This window comes from Pseudomonas sp. BCA17 (genome assembly GCF_004519405.1).
Taxonomy (GTDB): Bacteria; Pseudomonadota; Gammaproteobacteria; order Pseudomonadales; family Pseudomonadaceae; genus Aquipseudomonas.
In genome coordinates, this window is record NZ_SGWI01000001.1 from 246,653 (window position 1) to 263,277 (window position 16,625).

General features: G+C 57.0%; 13 protein-coding genes. 4 read left to right on the forward strand and 9 right to left on the reverse strand.

Annotation, left to right across the window (positions count from 1 at the left end):
• The first annotated feature begins 186 nt into the window (after nucleotides 1–186).
• The 4 genes from EXW71_RS00975 to EXW71_RS00990 all read left to right on the forward strand — a co-directional run bounded on the left by EXW71_RS00975 (nucleotide 187) and on the right by EXW71_RS00990 (nucleotide 3,927).
• Entirely contained in the window at nucleotides 187–1,272 is a 1,086-nt protein-coding gene (locus tag EXW71_RS00975; protein WP_134657225.1) for a phosphotransferase, read from the forward strand.
• 26 nt (nucleotides 1,273–1,298) lie between these two features.
• Nucleotides 1,299–2,654 carry an aspartate aminotransferase family protein gene (locus EXW71_RS00980; protein WP_134657226.1) on the forward strand — a complete coding sequence of 452 codons (1,356 nt, stop codon included), beginning with the start codon at nucleotides 1,299–1,301 and terminating at the stop codon, nucleotides 2,652–2,654.
• Between the two features lie 53 nt (nucleotides 2,655–2,707).
• Entirely contained in the window at nucleotides 2,708–3,376 is a 669-nt protein-coding gene (locus EXW71_RS00985; RefSeq protein ID WP_134657227.1) for a haloacid dehalogenase type II, read from the forward strand.
• Nucleotides 3,377–3,510: 134 nt separating this feature from the next.
• The gene (locus EXW71_RS00990; protein WP_134657228.1) at nucleotides 3,511–3,927 is read left to right on the forward strand and encodes a hypothetical protein; all 417 of its coding nucleotides are present in this window, start codon (nucleotides 3,511–3,513) and stop codon (nucleotides 3,925–3,927) included.
• A 386-nt stretch (nucleotides 3,928–4,313) separates the two neighbouring features.
• Here EXW71_RS00990 and EXW71_RS00995 read toward each other — a convergent pair whose 3' ends face one another.
• From EXW71_RS00995 to EXW71_RS01035, 9 genes are all read right to left on the reverse strand, one after another.
• Nucleotides 4,314–8,228 (reverse strand): hypothetical protein, encoded by a 3,915-nt coding sequence (locus EXW71_RS00995; RefSeq protein ID WP_134657229.1) that lies wholly within the window; start codon nucleotides 8,226–8,228, stop codon nucleotides 4,314–4,316.
• A 30-nt stretch (nucleotides 8,229–8,258) separates the two neighbouring features.
• Entirely contained in the window at nucleotides 8,259–9,200 is a 942-nt protein-coding gene (locus EXW71_RS01000; RefSeq protein WP_134657230.1) for a hypothetical protein, read from the reverse strand.
• A gap of 71 nt (nucleotides 9,201–9,271) precedes the next feature.
• Complete coding sequence (locus EXW71_RS01005; protein ID WP_103494125.1) at nucleotides 9,272–10,387, reverse strand: hypothetical protein; 1,116 nt, start codon at nucleotides 10,385–10,387, stop codon at nucleotides 9,272–9,274.
• A gap of 19 nt (nucleotides 10,388–10,406) precedes the next feature.
• Nucleotides 10,407–11,117 carry a hypothetical protein gene (locus EXW71_RS01010; RefSeq protein WP_103494126.1) on the reverse strand — a complete coding sequence of 237 codons (711 nt, stop codon included), beginning with the start codon at nucleotides 11,115–11,117 and terminating at the stop codon, nucleotides 10,407–10,409.
• Between the two features lie 9 nt (nucleotides 11,118–11,126).
• On the reverse strand, nucleotides 11,127–12,761 hold the full coding sequence (locus tag EXW71_RS01015; protein WP_134657231.1) for a hypothetical protein: 1,635 nt from the start codon (nucleotides 12,759–12,761) through the stop codon (nucleotides 11,127–11,129).
• Nucleotides 12,762–12,783: 22 nt separating this feature from the next.
• On the reverse strand, nucleotides 12,784–13,848 hold the full coding sequence (locus tag EXW71_RS01020; protein ID WP_103494128.1) for a polyprenyl synthetase family protein: 1,065 nt from the start codon (nucleotides 13,846–13,848) through the stop codon (nucleotides 12,784–12,786).
• Entirely contained in the window at nucleotides 13,848–15,164 is a 1,317-nt protein-coding gene (locus tag EXW71_RS01025) for a hypothetical protein (protein ID WP_134657232.1), read from the reverse strand. The genes EXW71_RS01020 and EXW71_RS01025 overlap by 1 nt, the downstream gene beginning before the upstream one ends.
• Before the next feature lie 24 nt (nucleotides 15,165–15,188).
• Nucleotides 15,189–15,587, reverse strand: a complete 399-nt coding sequence (locus EXW71_RS01030) for a hypothetical protein (protein ID WP_103494130.1) — start codon at nucleotides 15,585–15,587, stop codon at nucleotides 15,189–15,191.
• A gap of 29 nt (nucleotides 15,588–15,616) precedes the next feature.
• Nucleotides 15,617–16,558 (reverse strand): hypothetical protein, encoded by a 942-nt coding sequence (locus EXW71_RS01035; protein ID WP_103494131.1) that lies wholly within the window; start codon nucleotides 16,556–16,558, stop codon nucleotides 15,617–15,619.
• Between the last annotated feature and the right edge of the window lie 67 nt (nucleotides 16,559–16,625).

Here is a 16,625-nt window from a genome sequence, read left to right on the forward strand (position 1 = left end):
TACAGAGAAAATATAGGCATGAATATGGTTTTTAATTTTTAACCTTATAAATCAAATATATAGATGCATATCACACAACCAAAGCCGAATTTTTTAAAAAACAGCTTTCAATCACAAAAATTGTAGCACAATATCTGCTCATCGACAGCGAGCACTATGTGGCTTGCCCAGGCCAGGAGTGCAACGATGAGCCTTATTCAACAATCCCCATTCGGTGTAGAACTTGCAGCATTGCAAGGCGATTTGGCGACCTCGTTCACCCCCGTATCCCTGGAGGAAGGTGCTCGAATTCTGCTCGAGCAATTTGGGATCGAAGCCGATCTGACGCGCTTTGCGACCGAAAAAGACGACACTTTCCGGTGTGACAGCGCAAGCGGCACATCCTACGTGCTCAAGATCGCTAACCCCCAGGAAGCACCGGTAGAGCTTTCTCTACAAATCGAAGTCATGCGCCACATTGGGCGCAAGGCGCCGCATTTGCCGATCCCCAGAGTGCATCAAGCGTTGGGCGGCGAGTACCTGGCTCAAATCGAAACGACTCAAGGCGAGCTCAGGCACGTGCGGCTGATGAGCTTTTTGCCCGGTACGCCCTTGGACAAAACAAGCGTAAAAGCGCAGGGGCGCGAACACATTGGCGAACTGCTCGCCCGGTTGAGGCTGGCCACCGCCGACTTTTCTCATCCGGGGGAGTCGCGCAAGGTCTGCTGGGACGTCCAGAACCTGGGAATGCTTGAACCGTTGATCAGCTGCGTGGGCGACCCTGGGCGTCGTCAGTTGCTGGAGAGGGCGCTTGAACGTTTTTTCGAGATTGAGCATTTGATCGCCGGCTGTCGAAAGCAGGTCCTGCATAACGACTTCAACACCTCAAACATCGTGGTAGATGCTGAACACCCGCAGTTTGTCAGCGGCGTGATCGATTTCGGCGACACGGTCAAAACGGCCATCGCCATTGATGTGTCCACGGCCATGATGAACCAATTGGGCGCGGTTGAAGATGACAACAACGTCGATATTTTCGCCCCGGCGAAAGACCTCCTGAAGGGGTATTTGCGTGTCGCCGATCTGACCGCTGACGAGCTTTCGCTTATCCCGCACCTGGCGATGGCACGCCTGATCACCAGGGCGCTGATTACGACTTGGCGGTCGCAGCTTTTCCCGCATAACAGCGCCTATATCCTGAGGAACGCCGCTCCAGGATGGCGACAGCTTGACTGGATGTTGAATCGATCACCGTCACATATGTCTTCGCTTCTGATGTCCTTCGCCGAATAACCCATCCTTGCTAGAGGGGATCCAAAATGAGCAACTCAAAAATCGAAGCGGTGCGCGGTGACATGCCCAACGGCTTCAACCCGGCCAATACCGACCATCTGGACACCTCCGCCCGCGAGCATATTCAGCGCCGAGCCAATCTTCTGGCCCCTGGCTATCGTCTCTTCTATAACGAGCCGGTGGGCGTTGTCCGGGCCAAGGGGGCGTACCTGTATGACAAGGACGGCACCGAATATCTGGATGCCTATAACAATGTGGTGTCGGTGGGGCATTGCCACCCGCGCGTCGTGGCCGCGATCACCGAACAAATGAATACCCTGTGCAGCCACACCCGGTATATGCAGGACGGGATTCTTGATTATGCCGAACAATTGCGCGCCACCACTGACGGTGAGATGGCGGCTGACGGCCAGATGATGTTCACCTGCAGCGGTTCGGAAGCGAACGACCTGGCCATCCGCATTGCACGTCACCACACCGGTAACACCGGCGTTATCGTGACGTCCGAGGCTTATCACGGTAACTCGGCCACCGTGGCTGCCTTTTCACCCTCGCTGGGTGTCAACGCCAAGCTCGATCCCTATGTTCGCCGGGTGCCGGCACCCGACTCCTACCGCATTCCGCGCGAGGCGCTGGGGCGCTATATGGCCGACCAGGTGGCGGCGCAGATCAAGGATATCCAGCGCCATGGCGGCGGCGTGGCGGCGTTCATTGCTGACTGCCTGTTTTCGTCCGACGGGCTGTTCTGTGATCCGGTCGATGTGTTCGGACCGATTGCCGAGGTGGTGCGCCAGGCCGGAGGCCTATTCATTGCCGATGAGGTGCAGTCGGGCTTTGGCCGCAGCGGCACGCATTTCTGGGGGCATCAGCGCCATGGGGTAGCGCCGGACATCATTACCATGGGCAAACCCATGGGTAACGGCTACCCGGTTGCGGGGCTGATGGTGCGGCCGGAAGTCGTCGCAAGTTTTGGACGTGACATGCGCTATTTCAACACCTTCGGCGGCAACAGTGTGGCGATCGCCGCCGCGCAGGCCACCCTCGATGTGATTCAGGAAGAGCAGCTCATGCTCAATGCCAATCGCGTGGGCGGCCTGATCATGGCAGGCCTCAATGACTTGGCCAGGCGCTATGAGCAGATTGGCGACGTACGCGGAACGGGTATGTATTTCGCCGTCGAACTGGTGACCGACAAGGCCCGCAAGACTCCCGACATGAAAAGCGCCCTAAGCGTGGTCAACCACTTGCGTGAAAAACGCGTACTCATCTCAGCCACGGGACCTGATGCGAGCATTCTGAAAATTCGCCCGCCATTGATATGGACCGCAAAGGAAGCGGGGCGGTTGCTTGATGCGCTGGAGAGCGCGTTTGACGCCCTGTAGGGCACACCTGAACCGACGCATTATCACCTCAATATCCCATCAGGACCGCACTCATGAGCTTTCTTCGCCCCAAGTACATCACCTTCGACTGCTATGGCACGTTGACCAACTTCAAGACCGCCGCCCTGACTCGCGAACTGTTTGCCGATCGCGTGCCGGCTGAGCGAATGGAGCAATTCATCAAGGACTACGCCGCCTACCGCCTGGACCAAGTGAGGGGCGACTGGCTGCCTTATGACCAGATCCTCAAGACTGCACTGGCACGCACCTGCAAGCGCTGGGGTATCGAATATCGCGAAGAAGGCCAGGCTTATTACGACGCCGTGCCGACCTGGGGGCCACACCCTGACGTGCCGGCGGGCCTCGCGAAAATCGCCGACAAGATTCCCCTGGTGATCTTTTCCAATGCCATGGACGAGCAGATCATGTCCAACGTCGACAAGCTCGGTGCGCCGTTCCACAAAGTCTTCACCGCCCAACAGGCTCAAGCCTACAAACCACGCCTGGCGGCGTTCGAATTCATGCTCGACAGCCTCGGCTGCGGGCCGGAAGACGTATTGCACGTGTCATCGAGTTTCCGCTACGACCTGATGTCGGCACACGACATGAAGATCAAGCACAAGGCTTTCGTGGCTCGCGGGCATGAACAGCCTGCCAACGCCGCCTTCGGCTACCACCAGATCCCGGATATCGGCGGCCTGCCAGGGTTGGTCGGGCTCTGAGGGCGGGGAAGGGGTCGTGAGGCAAAGGAAGGGCAGTGGGCGTGTGTGATTGAATTCCGAGTGGGCCTTTTGACGTGCATTCCTTGCAGAGGGTCTTATCATCGCCTCACACCCACTCTGGCTACAGGCGCTCCATGGACAAGCGAATCGATCCCACCTTAGGCAAGTCAATCTACGAGACGGCGACTGCGTATATGGCGACACTGGCTGTTATCGGGTCTTTTACGATGACATTCGCCGGCATCGCCAAAGCCGTTATCTCTCCAGCGGTAGCACTCACGATTGTCGCCGTCGTGGTTGCTCTCGCTTTTCTGCGTGGCGCTGAATACCGGCGTCGAGTCGACGAGTTCCTGGAGCGCGCAGACCTCATGACGCTTATAGAAATCTGCGCGAAAGCATGGCCATTCTGGCTGTCGACGATGTTTCTGATTGGCGTCGGGCTGGGGATCATCTCAATGATGCAGTACGACACATGGAAGCATGTCATGTCGGTTGGCGGCCTTGTGGCGCTCGGAGGCCAATACCTTGTGGGCCAGGTGTTCAAGTTCTGATTTGGCTGCATTCTGATGCGGCTTGTGCGGGAGGGAAATAGCTTTCGTCACAAGCCGTTCTTTCAGGCAGGAATGAGAACGAGCGAACTGGTTACGCAATTTAACTTATGGGCGGTGTGATACGTTCATAAGAATTGCAAGCCATTGATAGATAGGAAGACCTCGTGCTTATAACGAGCTAGAAGTTCACGAAAGTGTGTTCATAAGTAATCCGTCCTCTGAGCTAAACCCAAGAGCAAAGAGGGCGTTAATAACACCTTTGAGCACCTCGTAGTTTCTTGGCCGCAGCCTGTAATCAATCCCCTTTAATCGGTGATCCGGCGAGCAGTCAACGCCTTCTCCGTAGCTATCGCTGGATCAGCTTGGGCCGAAACACAACCTCTCTCTCATGCGGCGGCCAGCAGACCGCTCTTTATCGCGCAATTCTTGATGGTGTTGTAGAGAAAATCGACAATCTCTTGCGCTTCTTCGGCGGTTTTGTTGAAGACTGCAATCAGCATCTTTTCCACGTCCTCGGCAACATAGCCAACGGCTTGCAAAACGATGGCGGCCTGCTTCCACGCGAGTTTGAAGGTGTCTCTGAGGACCCTACCGATTTGCTCGATCCCTTCAATTCCTTTCAAGATGCCTTGGTAGACATATTCCAACCATTTCTTCGTGTCCTGGAACAATCCGACAAAGAACTGTTTGATCTTGTCCAGCAGGATGCCCGGCAGGTTGCCCAGCGGACCGACGTTGATATCCAGGTCAAAGGCAGCGATGTCATGAGTACTGCTGGCCACTGTGAAGCTGAACGAGGCGTTGGCAAATATTTCCTGTTTTGTGCAGCCAAAATCCAGGGCAGCATTAATGGTGTCGTCTATGGTTAGCGTACCGAGCGGTCCCAGACCGATGGACTGGTCGATGCCGACGCTGGCCGAACCCTGTGCGTTGATTGAATCAATACCGTTGATATCGGCCTGGAGGTTGAAGGTCGAACCGCCGAAAGTGGTGTCCTTGATTTCGAAATGACAACGGTCGGTCTGGATATCGATATCGATTTGCGGGCCGATCCCCAACAGATAAGCCTCGCCTGAGATCCGGAACGCGGGAACTCGATAGTGCGGCTCCGGGTTGTTAGCGTCCGAGAAGGTACACAGCAACACACTAGGGCCACCCAAGCCCTGGGCGCCGGTAAGCTTGAACAGTTTGTCATTGCCGATGACGATTGGCGCCATCTCGACATTGAAGCCGATGCCCTTGTTAGGCATGACCTCAACCTTGATCTGTTCTCGGATCAACAGGAACTGGATGTCGGAAAAGATGTGGAAACCCTGTGGGAACGTCAATGTGGCGATGCTGACTTGCTGAGGTACAACATACAGTTGCGCTTCGAGCGACACTGAGATCTGCTGTCCGTTACGCTGCATTTCATAGTGGTACATCATGGAAAGATCGAGCAGATACCATTCCTGGTCCGGGGTGTTCACGATCAGTTGGATCTGGCCGCTATCGGTAGGCAGGTTGATCCCGCCGGCGGCGAACATCTCGCGGATTTTGGCCAGGTCGTAGTGGTTCAGTGCATCATGGTAAGCCTGCCAGTCACTGTCGAAGCTGTGCAATCCGCCCACGGCTATCCGGGTTAGTACATCGCGCAGAAAACCGGGCAGGTCCGAGGCAACGGCGCCGGTCAGCTCGTCGAATACCTTGGCCAGGCTCAGGTTGCTGATGGCGCCGGCGACCATGGATTGACTAGGTTGCACGGTATCGATGAACACCGCCAAGGAGCTGTCGATGTCGGCGATATCCAGTTCGGCGGCAAATCCGATCGAGGGTTCACCTTCGAAGGAAATGCCAAGCTCGAATGCCAATGCCTTCAGCTTGAATACCGAAAAGTCGATGGTGCTTTTACCGCCTTCCACCACCATGTCGCCCGATACGAATGCTCCGTTTTCCACCACTGCCAAGCTGACATCAAAGCGCACCGATTGCGACTCGATGGTGGTGCGGGCGGTGGCGGTCAAATAGAACTCAACCTCTTCAGCCTGCATCTGCACGCCCAAGGCGCCGCTCAGCATCACCGACTGATTGATTACCGTGCTGATATTAGCGAAGAGCCGTGCGTTGGTGCCGGCATCGGTACCGATAAAGACTCCGGCATCCAGGCTTGTGTCTTGCGAAATGGACAGCATTTTGGCCAGATTCTGCAGGGTCTTGTTTTGATTCAATTGAGTTTGTGCGTAAAAGTAGAAACCTTTTTGCAGTCCGCCCGACCAGGCTGGAATAGTGATTTGCTTCGATTTGATCTGCGGATTTTGGAACAGGTCCAGCGCAGGGAAGGTGAAATCGGACTTCTTCAGCGTGGAAATGATCACCACCTGCTCGCCGGAGATAGGAAAGATATCCAGGAATGCCTGGATAGACGAAAGTCCGGGTAGCGCCGACAGTTTGCACAGGGACAGGTCCAGGCCCAGGGCGAAGCCCCAGGTACCCTGTTGGTCCAAGAGCTCGAAGGCCAGTGAGCCGGCGTTTGCGACCTGGGTCCCGAACGAGAGCTTGAATTGGTCTTCGGTCTTGGTGATCAACAGGGTCGAGTCGGTGAACGGCAAGTCGCCGAGCCCGCTGGGCAGTATGTCTTCGGCGTTGCATAACCAGCCGATCAGTCCGTTCAACGTGACTTGGGGGAGGGCACCACGCAACGCCAGCCCCTGAGTGGGGTCATAGGACATGGCCAGCGTCAGGCTTTCATCGAAGACCAGCCCGCCGGCAAACTGAGCCGAGGTCTTGCCGCTTGATCCGGTCCCCTTCGACAAGCCGAATTGAATGTCCTCGATGGTCAAACTGTGCGGCCCCAGTGGAATCACCCACCCAGGGGATTTGGCCATCTCGGTATAGAAGTTGTAGCCGGCCTGGGCATCGATGTTGACTGACAACTTGTCGATGGTCAGGTCCGTCGGAGGCTGGATCGCCGGCAGGTACTGCGTGACCAGCGCCTGCAGCGGCAGTGTCACCGAATCTTCCAGTTCGCCGGCAATAAAGAAGTCCGGATAACCGGCACTAACGTGAACCTGGGCGGCTTTGCCGATCAGGAACGATGCATCTATCGAAGCGCCAGGTGCTGGAGTGGCAAAGGGCGTGGTGACATAGAACTCGACGGATATGGATTCGAGCAAAAACTCATCGTCCAACAGTTTCCACTGGGCGTCCGGGATACCAACGGTCAAGTAGACGTAGTCGGTGCTAAGGCCGGTGGCCGACCCCGTCAGTGCGATCGCAGCATCCAGCAACTGCATTTTGCCGGCGTCATGCAGGGCGTCTTGCAGCGACTTGGGCAGGTAGTCGATCAACGTCGCGATGCCCGCCAAGTCCAGCAGGTCTGCCAGATTGTTCAAGCTGAAACCGCTGAATTCTCCGGTGATGACCAGCTTGCGAGTGCCCTTGGGAATCTTCGATGACAGCTCGATGGTCAGACCGGCACTGGGTATGGTCAACGCGCCACTGATCGCCATGAATGGCTCGTAGCTGGGGTTGGCCGTCCACCATTGCGCGCTCAATGGGCTGTAGATAGAGAAGATCGTCTGGGTAAGCGCAAGCTTGTCGGAAATGGATAGTTCCAGTCCAAGATCGGTGAACAGGCTGATGCCCGGTGGCGATTTGTGTTCTATCCATGGGAAATTGTTGACGCTGTCGCGCAGCGGAGGCACCTGCACGGTGGGTTCGATAATGTTGCCACCGATCGCGAAGCTATCGTGGACGTCCAGCAGACTCTCCAACGCCAGCAGTATGCCTTTGAGTTCAACGATGCCGGCAAAGCCTAACCCCGCGTCCAACGACACCGGCACTGTGCTGGTGCCCAAATCGATATCAACAGCAATGGCATCGGTCAGTGCATAGAACCACGCCGAGGTCAGTGCGAGGTCATCCAACGCCGAAGTCTGCGGATCGGTCACGCTGGAACTGAAGTCGAAGCTGACCGGCAAATCCGGGAAGCTGTCGGAGAATTTCCAGTTTTGTCCCGCGCCAATCAAGGTGAACATCAGCCGGACGCTGACGTCGCCGCTTTGCGGATCGAGCACAAAGGTGGCCGTTACCGGGGCGTTATCCACTCGGCGAAAAAGCGAGGCGGTGCCGACCCGCTGCACCGTATTGCCGCCGTCGTCGGGACCAGGGCTCGCATTGGAAATTGTCAGTGGTTGATTGTCGAAAATGCTCCCGTAAAAGCTGGCGAATTTCGCCGTGCTCACCGTGTCGGCCACGATGGTTGTCTTCCCGTCATGTCCTATCTTGAGGTTCTCGCGAAGCGTTTGGATATCCATGGCCATTTCTTCATCAGAGAGCGAAGTTCGCTGCGGTTATTCTTCGAGAGTCATTACGATAGGCATGTGGTCGCTGATGATCTTGGCATTCTTCATTGCCAGTTGCAGTTGCATGCGGGTGACAGTCATGAAGGTGAAGCTGTACATGATTTCCTGGAGGATGACGTTGGGAACACAGACCTTGAGCTCCCAATTGGAGGTGATGCCACGGATGAATATGTTGTCGTAGGCGCTTGCCAGGAAGGCGTCGTCAACATCGCCTTGCTGTATCATTTTTTCGCGATTGGCGATGTCATTGACGAACGACTTCAAGGAGGTAAGGGTGGTTTTTTCACCATCGAATACGCCGGAGAACTTCAGGTTGGTCAGAGGCGCATAGGTAGCCGCTTTGGCAGTGTCGTAGTTGAAGTCGCCAGAGATCAAAAAGGTCGCGTTGCCGTTGTTGATCTCGATCTCGGTGGTCAGATCTGCTAGCAGCTTGATGGTCGCATCTTTCTTGTGATACTTGGGTTGTGGGGCGTGCCAGAGCAGGCAGTTGAGCTCCTTGGGTTTGCCAGCGGTTCTGGCCTGCATGTTCCAGAACAGTGGATTTCGGTCAGCGAAGATCACCTTGGTGCTGGCGGCGACGGCCATATTGCTGACGCTGATGTTTGCGTCGTCCCAAAGCAACGCATACTTGTCGGCGCGCCGGGCGAAAGTATGGGCCACTTCAATATTTCGCTGCGACACGTCGTACTTCCACTTACTGCCTGAGCCTACAAGCTTCTTGCGATCGTTGATGGCCTGGGCCAGTACTTGCACGGCCTGTTCGCCTGTGCCCAGCGTTACTTCCATGACACCGATGACACTGGCCTGCATCTCGTCAATCAGCACGGCTATCCAGGCCGCAACGTTGACGTTGCGAAAGACGTCCTTGGCGCACTTCTTCGATGACAGGCTTTCGATATTCCATGACATGTAATCGGCGATTTCGGGCATGGGCGTCCACTCCATGTGATGGCGATTACGGTATCCCGGCGGTGCCTGCGCAGGCACCGCCGGAACATCGCTCAGTAGGCGGTGACGCTGGCGGTGCCTGTCAGCAGGATCTGATTGCCTACGCCCGTGATGTTCAGATTCTGCGGCGACACCTTAAGGGTAATGCCTTCGAAGTTGCCGCTTAGATCAGGGATTTGCAGCAGGCTCTGAGTCAACTGTCCCTGGATCGTTTCCTGAATCTGACCTTCGACTACATCATTGAGGATGGCCAGGGTGATGGCGGAAATTACACCGCCGCCCAACGTCGCCATCCACGCCCAGAAATTGGATGGGGTGATGCTGACCGAGGGGCGGGAAACATTGCCTCCGCTTATACGGATGTTGCGTTGTGCATCCACCACCACTTGCAGCGTCGCGGTGACCGGACTGATGGAGATATCCCAGTCTGCCGGGCCCAAGCTGTACTCACCGCTCAGATTGAGCGTCAGCGTCAGATTGCCGTTATTGACCGAAGCGCTGTAACTGTTCAGGTGTACGACAGCACCGCTGGCCGAGTAGGTCTTTTGTACTGTGCTCCACCACAGATTGGCGACAACCTGCTGGATCAGCGGTTCGGTGAGTACCAGGTTGAAGCCGCCGTCCGCCGGGGGCTGCTTCTGGCTGATCGCGACCGGCGAGCTCAGTCCGCCTGCCGCATAGGCATTCCCGCCTTCGATCAGCAGGGCGTATCCGGCAAAAGTGATACCGTTGATGGGCCCCAACGGTATGGAGATAGCGGATATCAGGCTGTCCACCTTGCTGGCGATATCACTCTTCTTGGCGTTCAGGACCCCGAGCACGAATGGATCGTTTGTGACAAAGCTGATATCGGTAACCGACAAACGCACCACACCGTTGCCATTTATCGTTGCCCGTGCGCTGGCATTGGCGCCAACCGTGCTACTGGTGGGATCCTGGCCGGTCACTGTCACCGTCAGGTCCACTGGCATGCTGACCAGGAAGGTCTGGCCGCTACCGCTGGCGGCTAAAGCGAATTTCGGTGGTGCTGACACGCTCCAGGTCAAGCTGGCGTTTATTTCGGGGATGCTTGTGGTGTCGCCCAGCTTTGGCCCTACAGTGGGAAAAATGGATTCGCTGGCATTGTTCAACAGCGATTGCGAAAGACCCGCGATGAAGTCGGTGGACATGGTCGAGACTCCTTGTCGATCAGATATTGGCCAAGGCCTTGCGGGCCTCTTGGGTGGCGATCTGCGACAGGCTGGCGAGCAGATCGGGATTGGAGATCTCGCTGTTGAGCGCGTCGATGATCTTCTTCTGGTTGGCGTCCTCATTGAGCAACTGGTTGATGGTGGCCTTGAAGACCGTGTCCAGGTCGACGACGATCGTCAGGTTGCCGTTACCGATGACCGGATTGATTGATAACGAGCTGAAGTTGACGACTGTTGTATCGAGCTGTCCATCCACCGCCTCGGTAGCACTGAAGACACCGGTCAAATCATCGACATGGTTGATGGTCAGGCTGATGGTGCCAGGCGGCATGTCGCTGTGGTCCAGCGTGACATGCAGCTCGCCATTGGCCAGAATCTGGTTGGGTACGGTGGCGGGCCGTTGATACCCGTCCTGCGTGTTGGGCTGTTTGGCATGGAAGGTCACCGTGCTGCCGTCGACGACGATCTCGGGGTTGGTTCCACTATCGAACTTCACCTGGCTGTTGCTCAACCCGCGAATATTCAGTTTCTTGATAACGATGTCGATTGGAACCCCTTCGAGCGAGAACGAGCCCAGATCCACTGCGGCGATGGTACGTGGGTCCAGGGCACTACCGTCCGCGTTGTAGAGAATCTTGGACAGGTAGAAGTCGGAAGAGGGCGTCAATAGCATGTTTTCCAGCAGTTGGACGAGTTGACTGTCAGACATGGTGTTCCCCTAGCTGTTGAGTTGGTTGAGGATGGCTTTACGCGCGATTTGGCTGAACTCTTCGGACAGTTGCGGCGCCTGAGCGCTGAGCGCGTTGTTCAACGCGTTGGCAATCTGCGACTGGACTTCGGGTTTCTGGAACAATCTGCCGATGATCTGTTCAAGTGCGGCGTCGTGAGGCGTCAGAGTCACCGACACACCTATCTGGGCGCTGTCCAGACGTGCGCTGATATCGCTGATCGTGAGCGTCAAGTCATTCACGTCGGCGCCTGATGGGGTGATCGTCAGGGCGCTCTGCAAGTTGACCAGGGTCGCGGTCAGGGTGCCCACCAGTGGGACGGGCTTGATGCCTTGCTGGATCAGCGAGAACCCGGCGTTCACTTTAAGCGGCGGCGCCGGCGGAACAGGCTGCCTTACCGGCGGACCTGGCCGATCGAGCTGACGCACCGGCCCTTGCGCCAGCCCGCCGAAATTGAGCGTGGCGGCGATCCGCGGTGTGCTGAGCGTGACCGCCGCCAGCGGGGCTTGAGCGTTTGAACCGCCCGTGAGCGTCAGGTTAGTCAACTGAATGTTGGTGTACTTCAGGCCCCCGAGCGTCTGATCGGGTACATTGACCTGAGGGTTGGAATAAGGCTCCAGCACCGGATCCGACGAGGACGCAAGCTGCCACGGGAGATACCAGTTACTGTCCGCTTCGTTCAACGCCACGCGCATGCGATCGAACAGGAACAGGTCCACGGGTGAGGCCGCGTCCTGGCCACTGTCGTCACCGGGCATGCCCTGGGCAGGGAGTGGTCCGAACACACTGGACATGAGGCTCTCGGTCTGTGTGCCGAGCATGTTGTTGACGCTTTGCAGGTTGGAGGGCGAATTCAACATGTTGCTTAACGTGCCGACCATTGCTGCCTGGCCTTCGGGATCGTTGAGCGCGTCCTTGATCGTTTCAATTAACTGATCTTTGCCCGTAAAGTCGCCATCCAGAGTGAGCTGTGTGAAGTTCAGTTTCACCGGACCGCCCTGCACGCCGGTAACTTGCAGTTCGCTCACCGCGATGGCCAGCGAACGCATTGCGGCGCTGCCTTCGATGGTCAAGCTGGCCTGCGCGTTCAACATGCTTTCGCTGAACACGACACTGAATGCACCGGTGCCGATGATGTCAGTGGTCGAGGTGTTGGGAGCGTCCCCGATCAGGAGGGACTGGTCGATGTGATAGTTGCCGGACATCGTAAGCTGCGGCAAGTCTTTCTGCCCTGAGGAGGCGTTATAGTAATTGAACAGCAATGGCAGGCTGATGGAGTAGCCTTGGCCCGTGAGTGTGGAGGCCGACGGATTGACGAAGATGTTTTGCAAGCCGTCCACCTGTATTGCTGACAGGCTCAGGTGCGGATACTGCTTGTTAGGATCGGGCACGCAATCTTGCTGGTTCACGATGGACCAATTCTCGGCAAACTGCTCGGCGATATAGCTGCCGTTGTCGCCGGTCAGATAGCCCAGATCCTGCTGGTCGGCATGCAGCGGCAGCACCAGATGGCCATCGCTCCCATTCATCTGCGCCAGTTGCCTGGGCAGCCACAACTTGGCATTGGCCGGGTCGTTGAGGCACGGTTGCAGGGTGTCGAGAAAAAAGCTCATCAAAGTGCTCATAGGTGCTCCGTTAGGTGCGGTTTCAGCCGTTCAATGGCCGATCAACGACGTGTAGCGTCAATTCCTCCAGAGCATCGCGATATCGGCCTGGAGGAAATGGCTCGAGATAGAACAACGCCTGCAAGGCTTCGCGCCGGGCGGCCGCGTAGGCCTTGTCGATACAGCCGCAATCACGCAAGTCGTCCAATGCATCGCCCAACAGATGACCACTCAATGGCGTGCCTTCGCGCAGTGATTTGCTGATCGCATGTGTCGGGCCCAGCGTCTCCATCGCATAGACCAGCGGCAGCGACAGTCGCCCCAGTGACAGGTCGATACCTGACTGCTTGCCCGCCGAACTTTCGTACTCCACCACATCGAGCACATCGTCCATGATCTGGAACGCGCGACCCAGGGCGCGGCCGAAGAAGCCGCCGCGGCGCGCGTCACGGCTGCGCCCGCCTGCCAGATCGATACCCCCCTGGCAGGCCAGGCGAAACAAGACCGCGGTCTTGCGGTCGATGGTTTGGTAATAGCGTGCCAGGCGTGCATCGTGATCATCGGGCAGGGTCCGATCCAATTCGTCCAACTCGCCCCGGCAGATATCGAACGCGGTATCCAGCACCAACCGCACCAAGGTCATGTCGCGCTCGGTATCCACCGCCGTGGCAAACCCGCGCAGTGCCTGTACGAATTGCAGATCGCCGATCAGTAGTGCGGTCTTGCTACCGCGAGCCGCCGACACCGATGGCAGCCCGCGTCGCAATTGCGCTTCGTCGACGATGTCGTCATGGATCAAGGTGGCCACATGCAGCATCTCCAGCGATGCCGCGCCTTTGTAGACCTTGTCGGGCAGAGCCCCGTCCTGCGCGATTAGCCGTGCCGACAGCAGCATGACCAACGGACGTATCTTTTTCCCGCCGGCAAACATTTGCCGTTCAACGTCGGTGAGATAGGGCGCCTGTGGTTGCAACGCCAGCTCAACTTCTTGCCGGAAGCGCACGAGGTCTTCGGCCAGTAGTTCTTCGCTGATGCGCGCGTACACTGATGCCGACGATGCTATCGGCCGCTGCGGGATGACAGCGGCAATGGAATTGCTTGCCGACATCATGCCTCCTGGCTGGCCAGCGTTCGCAGTACGCGAGTCAGTTGGCTGGCAATGCGGTCTTCGAGGATGCCTCGGATGAAGTTGGCGTTGCCCAGGCGCGAACGCGCGACCTCACCGGCCTGGCCCTGCCACTGCGCCCTGTCAAGGTCCAGTGTCGGTACGCTCAAACTGCTGCGTTGTAACTTGAGCGTCAGCGCGCCATCAGGCTGCTCGCTGAGGGTGAAGACGAAGCGGCTTTCGGCGAGCGAACTGGAGAATGGTCCGCTATGCAGAGGCAAGCGGCGCTTGGGATCATGCAGACGCAATGATTCGGCATAGATGGCTTGCACACGCACTATTGTGTCGGCGTCCATGATAAAACCGTGCTGGACACATAGATCCAGATCGGTATCGTCATGGCTATTGTCGGCAATCCGCGACAGCGCCTCCCTCAGGCTCTGGGTCTGCGACAGGAGATTTGCCTGACTCACGGGTGGGGCTGTATTGACGGTGTCGTAAACAGAAGCTGCGGTCATCGGCACCACCGTCTGCTGCGTGTTTTGAGTGTTGGTCGAAACTTGTGCCTGAAAGCTCAACGCGGCCAGCGCGGCATCGGGGTAGGGCGTTTGACAAGCGTAATAGACATGAAGCTTCTGCGTGAAAGCATTTCTGTTGTAGGACCACTGCTGAGTACCGAATAGCTTGTCCTGCGGATTTACCGGCATACCCGGTGTATCCAGCGCTAGCGACGTGTAGTCGGACATCTCTGCGGTGGCACCACCCCTTATCCAGGCCGTGCGCAATTGCGAATTGGTATTGAAAATCTCGGTATAGACGTCGTTGTGCTGGTTGAATGTATCCAGCAGCGAGCGACCGTTTGCAGTCTGATTCAATTGGGTGCGCTGATCGTTGGCTTGCTGCAGCTGGTCATACTGTTTCTCGGTGATAGTCGGTGGATCGGTATCATCAGCAGTACCCGCACCAATGGCAAAACTGGTCAGCGGCGCCATCAACCCGCCGGTATCCAATTGCACCCTCGCACTTTCCAGGCCGAACAGGTCATAGGTTCCGCTTAGTTGCATCGGCGCCAGGGTCACCACGATACGACTGGCGTCACGGTCGGGAACGATGGATACCAACTTCACTGGCGACACGGATATGTCGCTGAATGCCAGTAATAATTCGCCGCCGTTGGCATTGCCGGGAATGTCCACGTGGGTGGCCAGCGGATAGGGGCCGCAAGCCGATACCGAAAATTGCCGGGGCAGGGTAGCGGTCAAGGAGGCCGGGCCGGAGGCCGCCGTCAATTTCGGCAGGAAGTCGTCGATAGTAGGCATGCGATGAGTGCTCTCGTAGGCAGATCAGATGCTGGAAGAGGGGGTTGGAGTGGTGATCGCCAGCTTTGCGACGATTTTCAGCATCGGGGTGTTGCCAATGCTGACGCTACCAAAGGTCAGGGCGCTGGGGGCGATGCGGATACCATTGGTATCGTAGTTGGGCACAGAGCCGATGGGCTCGACTTTCCCTTGCAACGCGTCCTTGGGTTTGTCCTTGACCTCTGACGCAATGAGAGTCGCAATGGGATATGCGACTGCGGACAGGATCTTCTGGACCAGGTTTCCAGTCGGCGTCAATTTAAAGGTCAGTGAAGGCACCGACGTTATAGTCGCGCTGATGGCGACGCCATCGACTGCCACGGTCAGGTCGATTTCGGCAGGCGATGGGCTGATAGAGACATCGTAATCAAACATGCTCGACATGCGCGTTGCTCCGGCAAGGATTTTGAGGGTTACAGCAGGGCCGCACCGATGGCACAACCTGCCGCTGCCAGGGCCATGCCTGCCGCGGTGAGGGTGGCCTTCGCATTGAGCGAAGCGCTCAGTTGCGCATTGATGGTCAATGGGGCCACCTGCTTGACTGTGGCCGATAGCGAGGAAATCGAACCGCTGTAGCTCCAATCGGCCAATTTTTTGAAGTCGCCGCTATCGGAGAATGGATGCCCCTGGTAAGGCTGCAAGAAGGTAGCCATTGCCGTGTTGAGTAACGTATTGCTGGCGATCACGAACACGTCATCGGTGGGCCAGGTAACTCCTTCAATATCAAGCGCACTGGTGTTGCTGGTAAGCGTCGTCGCGCCGAGCAAATAACTTGTAGTCAACTGCAGCTGTATAGGATTGAGCGTCACACCTTTCCAATCGAGACTGGGCAGGTGCACGATTGCCAACGCCTGATTCGCAGAGGCGAAAATTTGTGGCAACAGCATCAGGTTGAATATGGCTTTGTCCCACGTGGAGAAACGACTCTCGTCCAATGACACCGCTACCAGGTCGAGTGCCAGTGTTCCCGGAGTAAAGGTGAGCGTTGCATAGACCACCACGCTCGGGGCAGTACCGCCTACGGAGGGCGCACTACCCAGCGTGTAGCTGGCCGTCAGCGTCGGCAAGGTGAGCTGGACCATCGGCAAACTGGGCAAAGGGATGCTCTGGGCGCCATTGGCTTTGCCGTTCGGCGCAAGCGCGGCATTCCAGATATCCAGGGTGGGAGGACCAAAAATAAGGCTAGGCGCAGCACCGACATCCCAAGTCAGCGTCACAGCTCCGAGGTTCGGCAGGGTCTTGGGCAGGCTACCCTTGAATGGGTCGTTGGTGCTAGGGGCGTTCTTGTAATACTCGCCCAACAAGGTGTTGAGCTCCGTCACGCTAATGCCTGCGGCCGCGTCGAAATTGGTCATCCCTGTACCTTCCTAATGTATGTGAGCATCCGTCTCACACTCGAATGTAGCAGGTTTTTAAAAAGCC

Coding starts and splice junctions, on each gene's coding strand:
- EXW71_RS00975 (WP_134657225.1), top strand. CDS start 187: ATGAGCCTTATTCAACAATCCCCATTCGGTGTAGAACTTGCAGCATTG.
- EXW71_RS00990 (WP_134657228.1), top strand. CDS start 3,511: ATGGACAAGCGAATCGATCCCACCTTAGGCAAGTCAATCTACGAGACG.
- EXW71_RS00980 (WP_134657226.1), top strand. CDS start 1,299: ATGAGCAACTCAAAAATCGAAGCGGTGCGCGGTGACATGCCCAACGGC.
- EXW71_RS00985 (WP_134657227.1), top strand. CDS start 2,708: ATGAGCTTTCTTCGCCCCAAGTACATCACCTTCGACTGCTATGGCACG.
- EXW71_RS01005 (WP_103494125.1), bottom strand. CDS start 10,387: ATGTCCACCGACTTCATCGCGGGTCTTTCGCAATCGCTGTTGAACAAT.
- EXW71_RS01035 (WP_103494131.1), bottom strand. CDS start 16,558: ATGACCAATTTCGACGCGGCCGCAGGCATTAGCGTGACGGAGCTCAAC.
- EXW71_RS01015 (WP_134657231.1), bottom strand. CDS start 12,761: ATGAGCACTTTGATGAGCTTTTTTCTCGACACCCTGCAACCGTGCCTC.
- EXW71_RS01010 (WP_103494126.1), bottom strand. CDS start 11,117: ATGTCTGACAGTCAACTCGTCCAACTGCTGGAAAACATGCTATTGACG.
- EXW71_RS01020 (WP_103494128.1), bottom strand. CDS start 13,848: ATGTCGGCAAGCAATTCCATTGCCGCTGTCATCCCGCAGCGGCCGATA.
- EXW71_RS00995 (WP_134657229.1), bottom strand. CDS start 8,228: ATGGCCATGGATATCCAAACGCTTCGCGAGAACCTCAAGATAGGACAT.
- EXW71_RS01025 (WP_134657232.1), bottom strand. CDS start 15,164: ATGCCTACTATCGACGACTTCCTGCCGAAATTGACGGCGGCCTCCGGC.
- EXW71_RS01030 (WP_103494130.1), bottom strand. CDS start 15,587: ATGTCGAGCATGTTTGATTACGATGTCTCTATCAGCCCATCGCCTGCC.
- EXW71_RS01000 (WP_134657230.1), bottom strand. CDS start 9,200: ATGCCCGAAATCGCCGATTACATGTCATGGAATATCGAAAGCCTGTCA.